Genomic DNA, 15,659 nt, shown 5'->3' on the forward strand with positions numbered 1-15,659 from the left:
TCGCAGGAAGCGGGTGGCAACGCCCGCATTCTTCCATTATTGCTTGCACGAATCCAATTTTCCGGAACTCGGGATAAGCACTGCTTCCCCAAGTCCGCCGAGCACCGATGGCAGACAACCCATGCAATATGTTCAGACCGGAAAGACGCAGATGAGCCTGCGCCTGTGGGCGCTGTTGATGCTGCTCGGCGTGATCTGGGGCGGCTCGTTCTTCTTCGCTCGCGTGGCCGTCCTCCATGTGCCGCCCTTCACCCTCGTGCTCGCGCGCGTCGCTCTCGCCGCTCTTGCATTGCATGTCTATCTTCGCGGCCGCCACGGCCTCTACCCGGCACTCACCGCGCGTTGGCGCGAATTCCTCGTGATGGGGCTCATCAACAACGCTATCCCGCACGCCTTCATCTTTCTCGGCCAGATCCATATCGGCGCCGGCCTCGCGGCAATCCTCAACGCGACAACGCCGGTCTGGACGGTGCTGATCGCCAACATCGCGACCGAAGACGAAAAGCTGAGTGCCGCGAAAATCAACGGCTGTCTGCTTGGCCTTGCCGGCACGATCGTGCTTATCGGGCCGAACGCTCTGTCGGACCTCTTCGGCCGCGCGAGCGACATTCCCCTCTGGGCGCTCGTGCTACCGGTTCTGGCGGCGGTGAGCTATGGCCTTTCCGCCACCTACGGCAAGCGCTTCCGCGACCTGACGCCGACCGTCACCGCAGCGGGACAACTGACGGCCTCCACGGTCCTCATGCTGCCGGTCGCCGCCTTTACCGACATGCCATGGACCTTGCCGCTGCCGCCGATCACGGCCATGGGAGCAATCCTCGCTCTCGCGCTGGTCTCGACCGCCTATGCCTACATTCTCTTCTTCCGGATCATGGCGGAGGCGGGCGCCACCAATACATCGCTGGTGACCCTGCTGGTGCCGCCAAGCGCGATCCTGCTCGGCTATCTCTTCCTTGGAGAAAGGCTGCAGGCGATCGACTTCGCCGGCATGGCCCTGATCGCGGCCGGCCTGGCGGTTCTCGACGGGCGCATCCTGAGACGCCGCCGCCCGGCCTGAAGATTCGCAAAGATCGACCTGCCGGCGTGTTCACGCGCCGTTACAGCCGTTCATATTAACTCCCGCGCAGTAAATATGAAAAAAATGTGGCACGAAAATTCTTGTTTTGTACCAATGAGTTAGTCCTGTGCATATGTGCGACCGGTTCACCTGTTTTCGCGCTGCAGCACAAGATTTGCTTTGAACTGCCGCTCTTTCGCCCTATGTTTTACCCGTCAACGCAGGGAGGATCATCCTATGGGACTTACACATTCGTTGAATGTCCTCATGATCAGTGCAGCGTTCGCGTTTGTGGCCGTTATGCTCTTCGTCTGAAGCAGGGCCGCTGAAAGTCCAAAAAGGAAGAGGGACTTAAGTTTCCGGAATTAGAATCGCAGCAAATCCGGGGAGGCAGGCCGCTCCAGGAGCACCCGGCCTAGAGAGCTGTAACAGGACCGAAGCCCATGGACGTGGATGCGTTCATGGGCTTTCGCATTCAGGCGGCGGCGCCATCGCCAGCGCATCGGCGTGGATCCGAAAGCCCATAGCGTCCTTTGCGCGAAAGGACGCTCGGCAGCCAACGATGTTGCCCTCTTGCCACAGAGCCCGATGATGCCTGCAATTCGCAATTGCAGAGACTTGCCGAACGGCAAATCTCATGTAAGATACACACACTCGCAATTCAATCAGAGGAGGCGTGAGATGGATACTGTTGTCGTGTTTGTGCGCCTCTCTTGCGGAGCGATTCTGCCGTCGATGCATCATAAATCGACCGGAAGCCGATTTACATCCAAGGGACTGTAATCCTTGGATTTCCGCTGAAGCGGCATCTTTCCCATTTGACCTGACGTGACCGTCTGACGGAGCGACGTCTCGCGACTTCCGCTGCCGCATCGGCGCGTCTCTTCACCATCGAGAGGACCCGGCAGCGTTACCGCGTCGGGACGGAACACCATGCGCGATTCACAATTATTGATTGCAAATACTCTTACGGCCACGGTTGATGACCTGTGCCAGCAATTCGGCGTCTGGAAGACTGCGCGTGCATTGGCGCGCGCCGCCTGGCGGCAGCGCCAGACCACGAGCCATGTCTCCCACCTGTCGAATCGCATGCGCCGGGACATCGGCCTGCCGGAAAGCGACGATACGCCCGAGCAAATCGGTTCTTTCCTGTGGGACATCAGGATTTGAGACCGGGCAACAACGGGAGGCCACGACGGTTGGAAGAGCCCGATTGTCGTGGCCGGCATACATATATGGAGCGTCAGGCCCTGCGGGAAGAAAACCGCAGGCTCTTCCCCAATACAGCGCCGCGCGTCTTATCAGACGCGCAATGGTCGCTGTAGCACTTTGGATTGCTGCATGTCTTTGTCCTTAAATCGAGTTCGAATAAAGGAGACATGCAGTAGTCTTTCAGCGCGCTCCTGCGGCCGTCTTGATCGAGCCGACGGCCATTTCCCGGGCGTTCACCGGCGAACGGACATAACCGAGGAGTTCGCACACGGCGATGACGAGAGGGGAGCGGTTCATGGTGTAGATGTGAAAGTCGCGCACGCCGCGCCGAACGAGATCGACGATCTGCTCGGCGGCGATGTGACTTGCCTCCCGGAACCTCTCCTCCGGCTGGTCATCGAGATGCGCGAGCCGCGAGGTGATCGCATCTGGCACCGTCGAGCCGCAAAGCCCGGCGAATTTCATCACCTGCGATAGATTGTTGATCGGCAGGATACCCGGGACGACCGGGACTTCAATGCCGGCACGCCGCACCTGATCGAGGTAGCGCTCGAAATCGTCATTGTCGAAGAAGAACTGCGTGATCGCCCGCGTCGCGCCGTTGTCGACCTTTCGCTTCAACATGTCGATGTCGGCCGCAGCATCACGACTTTCCGGATGTTTTTCCGGATAGGCGGACACCGATATCTCGAAATCGCCGCGCGCACGCAGCGCCTTGACGAGCGCCGCAGCGTTCTCGTATCCGCCCGGAAACGGCTGGTAAGCGCTGCCGACGCCTCCCTGCGGATCGCCCCGCAATGCCACAAAATGGCGGACGCCGCAGGCGACGAACTCTTCGATGATTGCATCGACCTCGGGCTGGGGTGCGCCGACGCAGGTCAGATGCGCGGCCGTGTTGCTGAGTCCCATCTCGCCGATCATGCGCCTGGCCGTCGTCAGGGAGCGGGCTTTTGTCGAACCGCCGGCGCCGTAGGTCACGGTCTGGAAGGCCGGGGCGAAGGCCGAAAGATCCGCCACCGTTTGAAAGAGCTGCGCTTCCATTTCTTCGTTCTTCGGCGGGAAATATTCGAACGAGAGGCTGATCTCGGCGCGCTCGCTCGGATGAAGCGTCGTTCTTTCCATGCTCAAACTCCCCCCGCCTGAAGACGCTGGCGCATATCGGCGATGTTGCTGGCAACGCGCTGGTCGCGCGCGAGCCAGATGGTGACCGTCAGTTTCCTCTCATCGGCGCCCTCGGGCGCGAGATCGGTCGTCTTCTCGAGCGCGAGACCGGCCCGCTGCAGCCAATCGGTCATCGTCTGGTGCGAAAAGCCGAGCCGCGCATGCGCATGCTCGTCGCGCAGATATTCGAGCCCATGCGGGGCAAAATCGATGATGACGAGGCGGCCGCCGGGCATGAGCATGCGCGCGGCCTCCGCGATCGCCGCCTCGGGCTCCGCCAGATAATGCAGCACCTGATGGATCGTCACGAGATCGAAGGATTGATCGTCGAGCGGCAGGTTGAAGATGTCGCCATGGCGGATCGACGCCTTGGTGATGCCGGCCTTGTCGAGGTTGGAGCGGGCAACCGCCAGCATGTCGCGGCTGGCATCGACACCGATCCCGCGCCGGTAGATGCCTTCGAAGAGTTGCAGGATACGGCCGGTGCCGGTTCCGAGATCGAGCAGGCTGTCAACGGGTTCGTCGCCGACCATTGCCTTCAGTGCCGCCTCGACATCGCCTTCGCTCACGTGCAGACGCCTCAGTTCGTCCCATTCGGCGGCGTTGCGGCTGAAATAGGCCTGCGCCTTTTCCGCGCGCGCCTTCTTCAATGCCACAAGCCGCATCTCGTCGCGCGCGAGAACGGCATCATCGGCAGCGGCCGCCGACAGCAATCCGCGCACAAGCGCCACGCGGCCACCTTCCTGGCGCAGCCGGAAATAGGCCCAGGCGCCTTCCTGATAGCGATCGATCAGGGCGACTTCGCCGAGGAGTTTCAGGTGCCTCGAGATGCGGGGTTGCGACTGGCCGAGAATTTCGGTCAAGTCGGTTACGGTGAGATCGCTGGCGGCAAGCAACGCCAACAGGCGCATGCGCGTCGGCTCCCCCGCCGCCTTCAAGACGTCGACCAGCGCATCCAAGCCAAGTGTGTCACGATCAACCATCGCCTTCCCCATCAACACATAAAGATATCTTTATGTGAATTACGGATGGCACGCAAGCGAATTTGCGCAGGAAGGCAACGGGATGGCGTTGGCAGACAGGCGGGCGAAAAGCTCCGCGGACCAGACGATACCGCATGGCCGCGCTTCTGAACCGCGAGGCCCAAGGCCTCGACCCTCATTCCTGTGCTTGTCACAGGGATGAGGCGCTGGGGGTGACCGCGCCCTAACGCGTCAGGCGCTTGTAGGTCACCCGTGTCGGGTTGACCGATTCGGGGCCAAGCCGGCGGATCTTGTCCTTCTCATAGTCTTCGAAGTTACCCTCGAACCACTCGACGTGGCTGTCGCCCTCGAAGGCGAGAATGTGGGTCGCGAGACGGTCGAGGAACATCCGATCGTGGCTGATGATCACGGCGCAGCCGGCGAAGTTCTCGAGTGCATCCTCGAGCGCGGCCAGCGTCTCGGTGTCGAGATCGTTGGTTGGCTCGTCGAGCAGGATGACATTGCCGCCGGATTTCAGCATCTTGGCGAGGTGCACCCGGTTGCGCTGGCCGCCGGAAAGCGTGCCAAGCTTCTGCTGCTGATCGCCTCCCTTGAAGTTGAAGGAGGAGCAATAGGCGCGCGAATTGACCTCGTGCTTGCCAAGCTTGATGACATCGTTGCCGCCGGAAATCTCTTCCCAGACGGTCTTGTTCGGGTCGAGCGCGTCGCGGCTCTGGTCGACATAGGCGAGCTGCACGCTGTCGCCGATGCGGAAGGAGCCGTCATCCGGCTGCTCCTGGCCGGTGATCATCCGGAAGAGCGTCGTCTTGCCGGCGCCGTTCGGACCGATGACGCCGACGATGCCGCCCGGCGGCAATTTGAAGCTCAGCCCATCGATCAGGAGCTGGTCGCCATAGCCCTTGGAAAGGTTGTCCGCTTCGATGACGACCTGGCCGAGCCGCTCGCCGACTGGGATGATGATCTGCGCGTCGCCCGGGCGCCGATCGGCCGCCGCCTTGACCAGCTCGTCATAGGCGCGGATACGGGCCTTGGACTTGGCCTGACGCGCCTTCGGGCTCGAGGAAATCCACTCCTGCTCGCGGCTGATCGCCTTCTGCCGGGTAGCCTCCTCCCGTCCCTCCTGCGCCATGCGCTTGGCCTTGGCTTGGAGATAGGCCGAATAGTTGCCCTCATAGGGAATGCCTCGGCCACGGTCGAGTTCGAGGATCCATCCGGTAACGTTGTCGAGGAAGTAGCGGTCGTGGGTGATCATCAGCACGGCGCCCGGATATTCGCGCAGGTGCTTTTCGAGCCAGGCGATCGTCTCGGCGTCGAGATGGTTGGTCGGCTCGTCGAGCAGCAGCAGGTCCGGCTGCGAGAGCAAGAGCTTGCATAGCGCGACGCGGCGCTTCTCACCGCCCGAGAGGTTATTGACGTCGGCGTCGCCCGGCGGGCAGCGCAGCGCATCCATCGCCATTTCCACCTGGCTGTCGAGGTCCCACAGGTTCTGGCTGTCGATGATGTCCTGGAGCTTCGCTCCCTCTTCCGCCGTCTCGTCGGAATAGTTCATCATCAGCTCGTTGTAACGGTCGAGGATCGCCTTCTTGGCGGCGACGCCCTCCATGACGTTCCCGACCACGGTCTTTGCGGGGTCGAGTTGCGGCTCCTGCGGCAGGTAGCCGATCGTAGCGCCTTCCGCGACCCAGGCCTCGCCGGTATATTCATGGTCGAGGCCGGCCATGATTCTCAGGACCGTCGACTTGCCGGCCCCGTTCGGACCGAGGATGCCGATCTTGGCGTCCGGATAGAAGGACAGATGGATGTTCTCCAGGACCTTCTTGTTGCCGTAGGCCTTATTGAGCCCGGCCATGTGATAGATGAATTGACGTGCCATAAAGCATGCTCCGCATCGGAAGGGGAATTTGGCCGCTATGTAGGCGAAATATGGTGGCGGGGCAATCCGCCAAAGGCTTTGCCCACGCCGATCCCTTGCTCGCGGAGTGCCGCTTCGATCAAGTCCGTTTGACGGCGGCCACGATCCCCTTTGCACATTTGAACTCGGTCGGTCCGGCCGCCTGGATCAGGTTCCGAAGATCCGCCCTGCCCGAAAATTCTCCGGTCAGGCCGATGGTGAGGCCTGTGATCACACTTCGCCCAGCCACCGTCTGGCAACGCATCCGCACCCGCTCCCCAGCACCGGCTCCGAAGCTTTTGTCGAATGCCGCCTTGATCTCGGCTTCGCCGACCTCGGCTCCGATCCTGCCGGCAAAGAGCACCTGCACGGCGGACTCGTTCAACTGGTCGAGCAGACGAAGCTGCAAGGCGAAGTAATCCTCGGCATTTTCCGCCTGGCAGGTGCCGCTGCGCAGCCATTGATGCCGGTCTAGGCCGGATTTCACGCCCGGCATGGCGACGAGCAGGCGCGCGGCCGTCTCGTCCGCCATGGCGAGCTTCGGCAAGTCGAGCCAGTCACCCTTGCGGTCGCGGCCCTTCAGTTCCGCCTCGACGCCGCAATAGCTCTTCCTGAGCGGCCACAGGCCGTGAAGCGAAAAATGCGTCGCGTCGACCCGCTCGGCCGCCTGCTCGGCGCACTCCTTGCGCGTCGGCCGCGTCTCGCAGAAACCCGGCTGCCAGCTGACCGCCAGGACATATTGCGTCCGGCCGGCTTCCACCGCCTCCCCGCCCCCGGCCGCCGCTTGTTCCTGCGCCGCCGCCGGAGATACAAGAACCAGACCCAGCACAAGCGCTGCAACCCGCGCTACACTCACCATTCCCCGCACTGCCATAATGGCCTCCATTGAAAAACAAAACGAGAACAAAAGAACAACAAAAGCGGGAAAATTGCAACCCCCTGCTGAAGGCGCCTTACAACACCCCGGAATTCTCCTGACCTCATGCGCAACAAGCAACAAGCGGCGATTGCCTTTGGCGGCCAAATCGATTTGATATCTCAGGGCAGATTTATGCTCGGCTCTTCCGCAAGGGCATGGCGGTGCCGTGAGGAAATGTTCGGAGATTGGAATGTTCGGGCAGGTAAAAACGCTTCAAAGCCCGACGGGCGCTATGCTCGCCTGGCGCCACTGGCCTGCCTCTGGCGAACCGATCGCCATTCTGCTCGTCAGCCATGGCCTAGCCGAGCATTCCGGTCGCTACGCCCGCTTGGCAGAAGCCATCGCCGCCGACGGCATTCATATCTACGCCCATGACCACCGCGGACATGGTCATACGCGCGCACCCGACGCGCCGCCGGGGATGTTTGCCCGGAAGGGTGGCGTCGAAATGGTCATTGCCGACTTGCGCGCCGTGCGCGAGATGGCCGTCGCGCGTCACCCCGGTCTGCCGGTCATCCTCTTCGGACACTCCATGGGTGGCCTGATCGCCCTCAATGCAGCCGAAACGCATCCTCGATCCTATGATGCGCTCGCCGTCTGGAACTCCAATTTCCGACCGGGTTCTGCCGGCCGCGTGGCCCAGGCGATTCTCCGGATCGAGCGAATGCTGAAAGGCTCGGATGTGCCGAGCCCGATGCTTTCGCGTCTCACCTTCGGCGCCTGGGCTCAGGCTATCCCGAACCACAAAACCGCCTTCGACTGGCTGTCGCGGGACGAGGAAGAGGTTGCGAAATATATCGCCGATCCGCTCTGCGGCTTCGATGCCACCGTATCGCTGTGGATCGATCTCTTCATTCTCGTCTATGCCGGAGCGCGGGCGGACCGATTGGCGCGGCTCCCCGCGCGCCTTCCCGTTCACCTCGCCGGCGGTACCGCCGATCCGTCGACCGACGGCGGAGCGGCAATTCGCTGGCTTTGCGATCGCATGAAGGCGCGCGGGATGACGGACGTAACGGTCGCGATCCATGAGGGCATGCGTCATGAAACGCTGAACGAGCTCGGCCGGGAGAAGGCGACGCAAGACTTTGCCGCCTGGTGCCGGGACGCGGTGGGCGTGAAAGCCCCTACGGGCGCACTCTCATGAGCGATGTGGTCCTCTCCCGGTCGGCACCGGACCGCCGTGTCAGCTACGGCCTGATGCTGATGGTTCTTTCGGTGCTGATTTCGCCGGTGATCGACGTCTTCGCCAAGCTGGCGATCGCCACCGTCCCGTCGGCGGAGATCACCGCCGTGCGTTTCCTGCTGCAGGTCGTCTTCATTCTCCCTGTCGTCCTCTACCGGCGCACTCTGCTCGATCTCACCTGGAAAAAAAGCGCGCTGCATGCGCTGCGCGGCGGTCTCCTCGTTCTGACCATGCTTTCCTTCATCACGACGCTCAAAGTGATGGAGGTGGCCGATGCTATCGCCATCTTCTTCGTCGAGCCGATCATACTCACCATTCTCGGCAGCATCTTTCTGAAGGAGACGATCGGCTGGCGGCGCTACACCGCCTGCGCCGTCGGCTTTTTCGGCGCCATGCTCGTGATCCAGCCGAGCATGCAGGAGGTCGGACCGATCGCGCTCCTTCCGATCGTCGCGGCTTTCACCCTCGCCGTCTTTCTGCTCCTCACCCGAATGGTCGCGCAAAACGAGGACCCCTGGTCGATGCAGTTCCATGCGGGCATCTGGGGCTGCCTTTTCTGCCTCGTGCTGCTGGCGTTCGGCCAAGGAACGGGCTCGAGCATCGTAGATCCCGTCTGGCCGGAAGGGCGCGTCTGGCTCTACCTGTGGGGTGTCGGCGTCGCTGCCACCGTATCCGGCGTGCTCGGCGTCTATGCCTATCGCGCCGCCCCCGCCTCGGTGCTCGCGCCCTTGCAGTATCTGGAAATCGTGTCGGCGACGATCCTCGGTTGGCTCGTCTTCGGCGATCTGCCGGATGCGCTGAAGTGGCTCGGCATCGCCATCATCATCGGCTCCGGCCTCTATATCATCTGGCGCGAGCGACGGCTGCAGAAGACCGCCGGCACGCCGCCGGTCTCGCCGGCAATCTGAGGCGAAAAACAAAGCATTGGGAGGCGTTCGCATGAAAACGGGAGGGCAACTGGTCGTCGAGGCGCTGGTGGCGAACGGCGTGAAGCGCATATCCTGCGTACCGGGGGAAAGCTATCTGGCCGTGCTCGACGCGCTTTGCGACACCGATATCGACGTGGTCGTCTGTCGCCAGGAGGGGGGCGCCGCGATGATGGCGGATGCCTGGGGCCGGCTGACCGGCGAGCCCGGCATCTGCATGGTTACCCGCGGCCCCGGCGCAACGAACGCGTCTGCCGGCCTCCACATCGCCCGGCAGGACTCGATCCCGATGATCCTGTTTATCGGCCAGGTCCAGCGTGACGCCCGCGAGCGCGAAGCCTTTCAGGAGATCGAATATCGCCGCGCCCTCACCGAGGTCGCGAAATGGGTCGGCGAGATCGACGACCCCGCGCGCATCCCGGAATTCGTCACCCGCGCCTTTGCCGCCGCCACCTCTGGCCGCCCCGGCCCGGTGGTGCTCACGCTGCCGGAGGACATGCTCACCGAGACCGCCAAAGCCCCCGCCGCACGCGCCTACCAGCCGGTCGAAAGCCATCCGGGACCAGGTCAGATCGCCCGCCTCGAGGCGCTCCTCACGGAAGCGAAACGACCGATCGCCATTCTCGGCGGCACCCGCTGGACGGCTGACAGCGTCGCCGAATTCCAGCATTTCGCCGAGCGCTGGCATCTGCCGGTCGGGTGCTCCTTCCGCCGCCAGATGCTGTTCGACCACCTGCATCCGGTCTATGCGGGCGACGTCGGCATCGGCATCAATCCGGCGCTTGCGGAGGAAATCCGGCAAGCCGATCTCGTTCTGCTCGTCGGCGGCCGCTTCTCGGAAATGCCCTCCTCCGGCTATACGCTGATCGATGTGCCTTATCCGAAACAGACGCTGGTCCATGTGCATCCCGATCCATCCGAAATCGGACGCGTCTATCGCCCGGATCTCGCAATCGCCGCGAGTCCCCGCGATTTCGTCGCCGCGCTCGAAATGGTGCGGCCTGCCGCAGACCCTTCCTGGTCCCCTCGCACGGCGGCCATGCACGCAGCCTATCTCCGATGGTCGACTCCGCCGGTGACGGGGCCGGGCAACGTCCAGATGGGGCCGATCATGAACTGGATCGAGGCCAACACTGACCCCGATACCATCTTCACCAATGGCGCCGGCAACTATGCCACCTGGCTGCACCGCTTTCATCGCTTCCGCCGTTACGGCACCCAGGCGGCCCCCACCTCCGGCTCCATGGGCTACGGCGTGCCGGCGGCGGTGGCGGCCCGTCACCTCCACCCCGACCGCGAAGTCATCTGCTTTGCAGGCGACGGCTGTTTCCTGATGCACGGCCAGGAATTCGCGACCGCGATTCAACATGCGCTGCCGATCATCGTGCTCGTTATCAACAACGGCATCTACGGCACGATCCGCATGCACCAGGAGCGTGAATATCCCGGCCGCGTCAGCGCGACGGATCTGACCAATCCGGACTTTGCCGCGCTTGCCCGCGCCTATGGCGGCCATGGCGAGACGGTGGAGCGGACGGAGGAATTTGCCGAAGCCTTTCTTCGGGCCCGCGCCAGCGGCAAGCCGGCGATCATCGAGATCAAGCTCGACCCGGAAGCGATCACGCCGACCCGCACCCTCAGCGAAATCCGTAAGGGTTGAGAAGAGACAACGCCAAACCTCGGCGCCAATCTTTGCATTTGAGGCACCCGCCTTTTACCGCGCCTGCCTTCAGCAGAGACTCGGTCCTGTCATGCCGAAACCTCCATGCACGCCGGCTAACGGACGACGTGCCTTCAGCCGCGGATATGCAGCGTCTGCTGATAGACGGCGGTGGAGCGAGCCCCGGAACGGCAGTAGCCCAGCATCGGGCGCGGAAATTCGTCGAGTGCATCGACCATGCGGGTGACGGCGTCTGCCGTGACACCCATCGGGCCGATCGGGATATGGGTGATTTCCAATCCCAATTCCTCGGCACGCGCGGCGATCGCATCGAAGGTGGGTTGGTCGGGTACTTCGAAATCCGGACGGTGGCAGACGATGGACTTGAAGCCGAGCGCCTTGATCTCGTCGAGGTCCGCGACCGTGATCTGGCCCGCGACCGAATATTCATCGTTGATCTGGCGAATGTCCATGATGGCGTTTCCTCATGAGTCCTTTGCCTTGGTGTAGGCCGGGCGGCAAGCGGCGTCAATCGCCGGAGCGGGATGAGGAAAAGTGTGTGCGGTTTTCCGCCCGCATCCCGCTGAAACTAACGGAACATTGCTTTCAGGAGACCGCGAAGGCGAGCGCATAGTCGCGGCGCTCGCCCGGCTCCAGAAGGGCGAGTTCGCCGCCGGCAGCAAGCTCGGCCCGCTTCGCCAGCCGGTGCGACGCCGGCTCGATGCTGATCACATCGGCACTGCCGCGCTGGCAGCGCCAGATCTGCAGAAACGGCAGCGTCTCGGCCCGGAACCGGACGTGAAGGCTGCGGCCTGCAAGCCCCGGCAGCGCGACAAGCGAAACCTCCGCCCACCCGTCGCCGCCAGCGACGGCGGGCAAGCAGAAATGGGCGCTCTCCTCTGCGCCGAAGCGCCAGGCAAGCGAACCGCCCTCGACCGACGTGCTTTCGATCAGCGTTTCCGCGCCGAGGAGGCGGCCGGCGATGTTCATGTGATACATCATCATCGGCGCAAAGGCCGTAGCTCCGATATTGACGACTCGATCCTCGAGCAGCACGCCTCCACCATCCCGCTCGGCTCGCCAGCAGCGCTCGATCGCCGCCCTGCCGCCGCAGGCAAGTTCGACCTCGATGACGGCCGTGCACCGGTTGCCGGCGGAAGCCATGTCCGTTCTCGTCACCGGTGTCCCGCAGAGCGACCCATGCAGCGGATAACGCGCGCCGTCACCCCGGCCGGGGAACGGTTCCGGATGACGGATATGGTCGGGGCCGCACGTGAAGAAGAAACCGGCCAATGCGCGGTCGATCCGTGGATCTCCGTCGGAGGGAACTGCGTCGCCGGGCGACAGATCGACGCCGGCAACGACGAAGGCGGCGATATCAAGGGCAGACGATCGGTCGAGCAGGAGACAGACCTCGCCCCCAGGGCCTGCACTGTCTCCTTTCTTGGCGCCGGTCCCCACTTCCATCCGTTTACCCCCCAGAATCAGCTGTAACGAGGGTAGAATAGCCTAACGGGACAGGTGTTTGCCCGGCACTTCCCCATGAACTATCCGGCACCGGAAAACGTTATGAATTCAAGAAACTCGGGGCGTGGCGGCGATCGGCCGTTGCGCTCGCTGGCAGGCTCGCCTAACGGATTTAAGGGAATGTTCATGATGAATTCATTTATTTCACATTAACGTCGAAATCGGCATGTACCGCCGCGAGGCAGCCCCGAATGAAAACAGGTTCTATCGTGACGTCAGCGACCCGCATTGGACTTTCGCTTCTCACCGCCGCCGGTCTTGTGGCCGTGGAGCTGGCGCCTGCGCATGCACAGGAAGGCTATCGCGGCTATTGGCACCGCGGCGATGTGATGCTCGTTACGCCCGAGGGTGACATTCTCGACTACATGCCCCGGGATGGCGAAGTGCACGCCGTGCGCGATCGCAGCGGCCGCACGGTTCTGATCGACGACTGGGGCAATATCGTTGCGACCGTCGTGCCGAATGACGGCTATGGCGTGCGCCGCCGCGGCTACGGCGTCGACGTCTATTCCAACCGGCGCGACCGCGGAGACGTCTACTCCGAGCCCGGCGAGTTTACCGGCACCGTCCCCGATTATCGCGATGTGACGCCGGCACCGGTGGAGCGCGAAGAGCTTCCGAACAGCCTGCCTTCGCTGACCGAGGGCGACCAGGCCGCCTATGATCCGCAATATGACGAACCGTTGAGGCAGCCTATGCCGCGGGCTGCCCCGGTAAAGGGCAAGTCCCAGGCGGAGATCGCGGCGCTGCAGGTTTTCCTTGACCGGGAAGGTTTTTCACCCGGCGTGATCGACGGCAGGATGGGGTCGAACGTCACCAAGGCGATCGAGGCCTGGCAGCAGGCAACCGGCGAAACGCTCGATCCCAACAACACCGAGGATATTCTCGAACGGCTGCGCTTCAACGGCGGTCTTCCGATCGCCACCTACACCATCACCGCGGCCGATGCGGCCGGGCCCTATGTCGCCTCGATTCCGGAAGATTACGCCCACAAGGCCCAGCTTCCGCACCTTTCCTTCACGTCCACCGCCGAGATGCTCGGCGAGAAATTCCATATGGACGAGAACTACCTGCGCGAACTCAATCCGGGTGTCGATTTTTCCATTCCGGGCACGACGATCAAGGTGATCAATCCGGGTCCGAATAAGACCGGCAAGGTGGCGCGGATCGTTGCCGACAAGGGGCGCAAGCAGGTTTTCGCCTATGATCAGGCCGGGAAGATGATTGCCGCCTATCCGGCGACGATCGGATCCGCCGACACGCCCTCGCCGACCGGCACCGTGAACGTCGAGCGGATCGCTTTCAATCCGGGCTACACCTACAACCCGAAGATCAATTTCAAACAGGGCGCGAACGATAAGATCCTGAACCTGCAGCCTGGCCCGAACGGCCCGGTGGGCACCGTCTGGATCGCGCTCTCCAGGCCGACCTACGGCATTCACGGAACCCCGGATCCGTCCAAGATCGGCAAGACGCAGAGCCATGGTTGCGTGCGGCTGACCAACTGGGATGCGACCGAACTCGGCAAGATGGTAAGCCCGGGCGTCACCGTCGAATTCGTGGATGAGCCTGGGGCGCAGATGTCAGGGGATGTCTTCAGTCCTTATCAATAACACGCCGCCGGACTGGGCGGAGCCGCACGGAGCATTCTCGCCCCGCTTTTGCCGCTTCGTCCGGCATCGTCAGCCTTCATGACTTCATGAAACATTGTCATGAAAATGTTTGCCACATTCGCTCTATCACAGGCAAAGAACCCCGGCTGACAAAGGAATATCCGCGATGGCGACGGAGCGCCTCCTTCCCAATCTCTGGCATGCGACGGCACCGGCTGCCCCCGCAACCGCACCCCTAACGGGGGAATTGAGGTGCGATGTGGCGATCATCGGCGGCGGCTTCACCGGCCTCTCAGCCGCCCTGCATCTCGCCGAGATGGGCGTGAAGGCGGTGGTGATCGAAGCCCGGGCCATCGGCCATGGCGGCTCGGGCCGCAATGTCGGTCTCGTCAATGCCGGCATGTGGGTGAAACCCGACGACCTCATCGCCACACTCGGAACCGAAGCCGGAAACCGTCTGCTGCATGAACTCGGCGACGGCCCGTCGCTCGTCTACGAGCTCGTCGCCAGACACGGTATCGCATGCGAAGCAGTGCGCAACGGAACGCTGCACATGGCCGCCGGCGCCGAGGGATTGAAAGAGATCCGCGAGCGCGAGGCGCAGTGGCGGAAGCGCGGCGCGCCCGTCGAGGTGCTGCCGGCCGAGAAGGCGCATGCGCTTTCCGGCGCCGAAGGTTTCACCGGCGCCCTGCTTGACCGGCGAGCCGGCACGATCCAGCCGCTCGCCTATGCACGGGGGCTCGCCGCTGCGGCGATCGCCGCCGGCGCCGAGATCTTCACCGACACGCCGCTCCAGGCCGCCGAACGCACGGGTGACCTCTGGAAACTCGAGGCCGGTCGCGGCACGCTTACGGCCCGATATGTCATCGTCGCCACCAATGCCTATGGCGCGCTGGTGAACAGCGCGCCATGGAAGGCGCAGACGCAGGAACTGACGATCCTTCCCTTTTTCCAGTTCGCGACCAATCCGCTTGCCGACGGCATCGCCGAACGCATCCTGCCCGAGCGCCAGGGAGCCTGGGACACCGGCCTCGTGATGACGTCGTTCCGCATGGATCAGCAGAATCGGCTGATCTTCGGTTCCATCGGTCGGCTCGACGCGATGGCGGAAGGCACCCACCGCGCCTTTGCCGCCCGCGCGGTGCGCAGACTCTTCCCCTATGTAGGCGATTTCCGCTTCGAATATTGGTGGGATGGCCGCATCGGGATGACCACCAACAACCTGCCGGTCATGCACAAGCTCGCGCCCGGCGTCGTTTCGATCAGCGGCTACAACGGCCGTGGCATTGCGCCCGGAACCGTCTTCGGCCGCGCGCTTGCCCGCTACGTCTCCGGCGACATCTCGGCAATTCCGCTCACCGAAACCCCGATCATCCCGGACCCATGGCGGAACCTGAAGTCCGCCTTCTACCACGCCGGCGCCCAGGCCAAGCACTTCATCGACCGGCGTTTCTAGGGGCGCCATCTCCGCCACCCCGGGGATCCCTGTGCTCGTCAGGGGAGTTTACGTAGGCCGGCCTCTTCGAC

Annotated in this window: 13 protein-coding genes; 7 read left to right on the forward strand and 6 right to left on the reverse strand. The window is 63.1% G+C overall.

Features of this window, described 5'->3' with window-relative positions:
* The first annotated feature begins 121 nt into the window (after nucleotides 1-121).
* Both AC4P1R_RS10250 and AC4P1R_RS10255 read left to right on the forward strand, forming a co-directional pair.
* Nucleotides 122-1,057 carry a DMT family transporter gene (locus AC4P1R_RS10250; RefSeq protein WP_492176864.1) on the forward strand — a complete coding sequence of 312 codons (936 nt, stop codon included), beginning with the start codon at nucleotides 122-124 and terminating at the stop codon, nucleotides 1,055-1,057.
* 933 nt (nucleotides 1,058-1,990) lie between these two features.
* Entirely contained in the window at nucleotides 1,991-2,227 is a 237-nt protein-coding gene (locus AC4P1R_RS10255) for a YjiS-like domain-containing protein (RefSeq protein WP_069461503.1), read from the forward strand.
* A gap of 222 nt (nucleotides 2,228-2,449) precedes the next feature.
* Here the strand turns inward: AC4P1R_RS10255 and metF are convergent, their stop codons facing one another.
* From metF to AC4P1R_RS10275, 4 genes are all read right to left on the reverse strand, one after another.
* Complete coding sequence (gene metF / locus AC4P1R_RS10260) at nucleotides 2,450-3,391, reverse strand: methylenetetrahydrofolate reductase [NAD(P)H] (protein WP_492176865.1); 942 nt, start codon at nucleotides 3,389-3,391, stop codon at nucleotides 2,450-2,452.
* Between the two features lie 2 nt (nucleotides 3,392-3,393).
* A complete protein-coding gene (locus AC4P1R_RS10265) occupies nucleotides 3,394-4,413 on the reverse strand; it encodes an ArsR/SmtB family transcription factor (RefSeq protein WP_069461501.1) in 1,020 nt (339 codons plus the stop codon).
* A gap of 223 nt (nucleotides 4,414-4,636) precedes the next feature.
* The gene (gene ettA, locus AC4P1R_RS10270) at nucleotides 4,637-6,286 is read right to left on the reverse strand and encodes an energy-dependent translational throttle protein EttA (protein WP_069461500.1); all 1,650 of its coding nucleotides are present in this window, start codon (nucleotides 6,284-6,286) and stop codon (nucleotides 4,637-4,639) included.
* A gap of 118 nt (nucleotides 6,287-6,404) precedes the next feature.
* Entirely contained in the window at nucleotides 6,405-7,178 is a 774-nt protein-coding gene (locus tag AC4P1R_RS10275) for a ribonuclease T2 (RefSeq protein WP_492176866.1), read from the reverse strand.
* A 235-nt stretch (nucleotides 7,179-7,413) separates the two neighbouring features.
* Between AC4P1R_RS10275 and AC4P1R_RS10280 the strand changes: the two genes are divergently transcribed.
* Genes AC4P1R_RS10280 through AC4P1R_RS10290 form a run of 3 tightly spaced genes read left to right on the forward strand, consistent with a single transcriptional unit; the run spans nucleotide 7,414 to nucleotide 10,992 of the window.
* Complete coding sequence (locus AC4P1R_RS10280; RefSeq protein ID WP_069461498.1) at nucleotides 7,414-8,367, forward strand: alpha/beta fold hydrolase; 954 nt, start codon at nucleotides 7,414-7,416, stop codon at nucleotides 8,365-8,367.
* Nucleotides 8,364-9,314, forward strand: coding sequence for a DMT family transporter (locus tag AC4P1R_RS10285; RefSeq protein ID WP_069461497.1), 951 nt, complete (start codon nucleotides 8,364-8,366; stop codon nucleotides 9,312-9,314). The genes AC4P1R_RS10280 and AC4P1R_RS10285 overlap by 4 nt, the downstream gene beginning before the upstream one ends.
* Nucleotides 9,315-9,345: 31 nt before the next feature.
* Nucleotides 9,346-10,992, forward strand: a complete 1,647-nt coding sequence (locus tag AC4P1R_RS10290; protein ID WP_492176867.1) for a thiamine pyrophosphate-binding protein — start codon at nucleotides 9,346-9,348, stop codon at nucleotides 10,990-10,992.
* Between the two features lie 134 nt (nucleotides 10,993-11,126).
* On the opposite strand, the gene AC4P1R_RS10295 is transcribed toward AC4P1R_RS10290, so the two are convergent.
* Nucleotides 11,127-11,465 (reverse strand): protein tyrosine phosphatase family protein, encoded by a 339-nt coding sequence (locus AC4P1R_RS10295; protein ID WP_069461495.1) that lies wholly within the window; start codon nucleotides 11,463-11,465, stop codon nucleotides 11,127-11,129.
* A 133-nt stretch (nucleotides 11,466-11,598) separates the two neighbouring features.
* On the reverse strand, nucleotides 11,599-12,459 hold the full coding sequence (locus tag AC4P1R_RS10300; RefSeq protein ID WP_069461494.1) for a DUF4432 family protein: 861 nt from the start codon (nucleotides 12,457-12,459) through the stop codon (nucleotides 11,599-11,601).
* Nucleotides 12,460-12,710: 251 nt separating this feature from the next.
* Here AC4P1R_RS10300 and AC4P1R_RS10305 point away from each other — a divergent pair, with 251 nt between their 5' ends.
* Both AC4P1R_RS10305 and AC4P1R_RS10310 read left to right on the forward strand, forming a co-directional pair.
* On the forward strand, nucleotides 12,711-14,132 hold the full coding sequence (locus AC4P1R_RS10305) for a L,D-transpeptidase family protein (RefSeq protein WP_069461493.1): 1,422 nt from the start codon (nucleotides 12,711-12,713) through the stop codon (nucleotides 14,130-14,132).
* 166 nt (nucleotides 14,133-14,298) lie between these two features.
* Nucleotides 14,299-15,588: an NAD(P)/FAD-dependent oxidoreductase gene (locus AC4P1R_RS10310; protein WP_492176868.1), complete on the forward strand. Its 1,290-nt coding sequence runs from the start codon at nucleotides 14,299-14,301 to the stop codon at nucleotides 15,586-15,588.
* The last annotated feature ends 71 nt before the right edge of the window (nucleotides 15,589-15,659 follow it).

This window comes from Sinorhizobium sp. Y406 (assembly GCF_058732025.1).